Here is a 3,130-nt window from a genome sequence, read left to right on the forward strand (position 1 = left end):
GCCTCGACGTACCGCCCGCTGGTGTCGAACTCGGCCGACCCGAAGCCGATCCGGACACGGTCCGGCTCCCGGCGGGTGTAGAGGGAGACACCGGCGCGCCCCTTGGCGGCGGCGGGCGCGTGCACCACGTGCCAGCCCTCGGGGGCTCGGACCCCCTCGGGCAGCTGCTGCGGCTCGGCGCGCACCTCCTGCAGGCAGAGCACATCGGCGGAGGTGTCCGCGAGCCACTCCACGAAGCCCTTCTTCGCGGCGGCGCGCAGTCCATTCACGTTGGCGGAGGTCACAGTGAGCACCCGCGCACGATACCGGCACACTGGAGCGGACTTTGTTGCCGATCTGATCAAAATTTATGGTGATGAGCATGCAGATACGCCAGGTCGCCTTCGACCACCCTGACGCCGTGAAGCTGAACGACCAGGTACAGGCCGAGTACCACGTCCGTTACGGCGACGGCGGCGACGCCACGACCCTGGCACCGGAAGACTTCGAGCCGCCCACCGGCATCTTCCTCATCGCGTACGACGAGATGGGCTCCCCCGTGGCCACGGGCGGCTGGCGTGCCCGGGACGCGAACGGCGAGGGCAACCTGGACGGCGACGCCGAGCTCAAGCGCATGTACGTCGTCGACGTGGCGCGCGGCCGGGGCCTCGCCCGCCGCATCCTCGCCGCCCTGGAGAACGACGCCCGCGTGGCCGGCCGCACCCGCATGGTCCTGGAGACCGGCACCAAGCAGCCGGAGGCCATCGCCCTGTACACGTCGAGCGGTTACGAGCCGTGCGTGAAGTTCGGCTACTACCGCTTCCACGAGGACAGCAGGTGCTTCGCCAAGGCGCTGTGAGAACGCCGGTGCCCGCAGGTCCCGCCGGGCATCCCTAGGTGGCGAGCAGAGCGGCGAGAAACAAAGCCGCCGTCGCTGCGAGGGCTCGGGGCTTCCTCCAACCGTGCCCTGAGGCCTGGCGGTTGAGCTCCCATGCGCGCACGAGACCGCCACCCAGGCCAAGCACGCTTCTCAGCAGGAAGACGGCGGTATGCACAGGGGCCTCCCGGAGCGTTTCCAGACGGACCGGCAGGCTATCCCTGGCGACGGTTCCGCGACCAGGCAGGGCGCTGAGCTGTATGGCAGGGGCACGCGATCACCCGTTAGCCGGTTGGATCGTCAGTGCAGGCAGAACTCGTTGCCTTCCGGGTCGCGCATGACGTACGTCACAGGCCCGCGGTCGCTGTGCGTCTCGATCAGTCGTGCGCCGAGCGCTTCCAGTCGCGCTACCTCGGCTGCCTTCTGGTCGGCATCGACGTGGATGTCGAGATGCACCCGGTTCTTCGCGGTCTTGCCCTCGGGCACACGCTGAAAGTAGAAGCGGGGCTCGGTACTTGCCGGGTCGCTGCACGCTGCCACGTCCCGGAACGCGGAGCGGCCGTTGATCACGATCCTGTCGTCTGCGGGCATGCGACCGTCGGCGACCAACTGGTCAACCAGCGCCGAGTGGTCCTCCACCGCGGACCCGACCACCTGCGCCCAGAAGGCGGCCTGAGCGTGCGGGTCGGCACTGTCGAACGTCACCTGTGTCCTCATGGGAAGCCATCATGCCGCTGTAGGGCATGCCAAAGCCCCTACCGGGAGTCCCCGGCAGGGGCTTTGGGCTGCGTGGACCTGAGGGGATTCGAACCCCTGGCCCCCTCGATGCGAACGAGGTGCGCTACCGGACTGCGCCACAGGCCCTTGCAACGAGTGAAACTCTAGCATCCCGGTCCGGGTGCCTGGAAATCCGTTCCCGGCTGGTCAGGGCGCGGTGATCCCGCCCCGTCCGTCACTCGTTGGCCGCGCGCGGCCGGTCGCCTTCCTCGTACTGGTCGAAGAGCGGCGTACGGCCACGCTCGCGTGCGCGGCGGGCGGAGGCGGCGCGGCGGGCGTCGCTGCGGCCGCCCGCCGACGACCTGTCCTCGGCGTCGTCCGGCAGTTCCTCCGACTCCTCGTCCTCCGCGACGGGCGTCGCCTCCTGGGCCGACTGCTCGGGACCGGCGGCACTGCTGGAGCGCGCCGAACTCCACGCGTCCGGCGCCCCGAGGTCCACGTCCGAGGTGGCCCGCGGAGCGACCGGCGCGGTCACGTACGTCGGCAGCGGCACCGGTACCGGGTCCCAGCTGTCCCCGTGCCCGGGCCTGTGCTGCCGTTCGCGCTGCTGGTCGATCCACTCGGCGTGATCGGTCTGCTCGACGAGGGCGCGCCGGTCGGCGGCGAGCGCCGAGAGCCCGGTGTCGGTCTCCGTCCCCGGTCCCTCTTCCGGTTCGCCGGCGTCCACGCCGGTGCTCACGGACGCGCGCCGGCGCGGCTGGCGCGCGCGTTCCCGCAGTCGCTGTGCGGCGGCCTCGGCCCGGCGCCGGTCCATCTGGTAGGCGAAGCGGCGGCGTTCCTGGGAGCGCAGGTGCGCGATGTACGCACTGAGCATCACGGCGGGCACGCCGGGCGCCCACAGGAAGGCGAGTCCTCCGACGGCGGCGACGATCGCGCCGAGCGTGAAGGCCATGAAGAGCATCACGGTCGTACGCCGTCGCCGCGCGAGTACCTTCATGCGCCGGGCGCGCGCCGCGGCCGCTTCCGCGGCGGCCGTGCGCCGGGGTGCGGGGGCGTGCGGCTGAGCCTGGGAGTGCGCCGAGTCGGCGGGTGCGGGTGCCTGCTTGCGCGTGGGCGCGCCACCGTGTTCGGGCGCGGGCGCGTTCGTTTTCGCGCCAGCCGGTTCGCCGTGTCCCGCTTCCCTGCCGGCTTCACGCGCGGGCTCGCGCGTCGCCTCCCGGCGCTCCGAAGCCGACGGCTGGACCGTCGCCTGGGCCTGTGGACGGGTCGGAGGCATGGCGAAGGCCCGGACGTCCACCGACTCGGTGACGGCATCCGGTTCGTCGGCGCCGCGCTCCCCCTCGTCGGTGGAGCGCGCGCGCAGGTCCTTGGCGTACCGACGCTCCATGCCCGCCCGTCCGGACAGCAACCGGATGGCCGTGCTGAAGCGTTCCGTCGGACGGGCCTCGTTCAGCTCGTCCTGCCTACGGAGCCACATCGGCACCAAGTAGGCGGCCCAGGCCCCGACAATGACTGCGTAGATGAGGCCGCTGCTGCTCACGCCTCACACGGTAGAGG

At 71.4% G+C, this 3,130-nt stretch carries 4 protein-coding genes and 1 tRNA gene; 1 reads left to right on the top strand and 4 read right to left on the bottom strand.

Translation table 11 applies throughout. The features are described 5' to 3' along the window. The coding region (locus JF597_RS52810; RefSeq protein ID WP_294014077.1) for an endonuclease/exonuclease/phosphatase family protein at positions 1-314 on the bottom strand (314 nt) is incomplete at its 3' end. 47 nt (positions 315-361) lie between these two features. On the opposite strand from JF597_RS52810, the gene JF597_RS52815 reads away from it, so the two are divergent. Further along, positions 362-838 carry a GNAT family N-acetyltransferase gene (locus JF597_RS52815; RefSeq protein ID WP_294014078.1) on the top strand — a complete coding sequence of 159 codons (477 nt, stop codon included), beginning with the start codon at positions 362-364 and terminating at the stop codon, positions 836-838. Between the two features lie 318 nt (positions 839-1,156). On the opposite strand, the gene JF597_RS52820 is transcribed toward JF597_RS52815, so the two are convergent. The 3 genes from JF597_RS52820 to glpR form a co-directional block, all read right to left on the bottom strand. Continuing rightward, positions 1,157-1,561, bottom strand: a complete 405-nt coding sequence (locus JF597_RS52820) for a VOC family protein (RefSeq protein WP_294014079.1) — start codon at positions 1,559-1,561, stop codon at positions 1,157-1,159. Positions 1,562-1,646: 85 nt separating this feature from the next. Further along, a tRNA-Ala gene (locus JF597_RS52825) sits at positions 1,647-1,720 on the bottom strand. A gap of 88 nt (positions 1,721-1,808) precedes the next feature. Continuing rightward, a complete protein-coding gene (gene glpR, locus JF597_RS52830) occupies positions 1,809-3,113 on the bottom strand; it encodes a gephyrin-like molybdotransferase receptor GlpR (RefSeq protein WP_294014081.1) in 1,305 nt (434 codons plus the stop codon). Positions 3,114-3,130: the final 17 nt, after the last annotated feature.

The sequence above is a fragment of the Streptomyces sp. genome (assembly GCF_019510245.1).
Lineage (GTDB): Bacteria > Actinomycetota > Actinomycetes > Streptomycetales > Streptomycetaceae > Streptomyces.

Excerpts from the sequence above, each read along its gene's own strand:
- JF597_RS52815 (WP_294014078.1), top strand. The coding sequence starts at position 362 with ATGCAGATACGCCAGGTCGCCTTCGACCACCCTGACGCCGTGAAGCTG.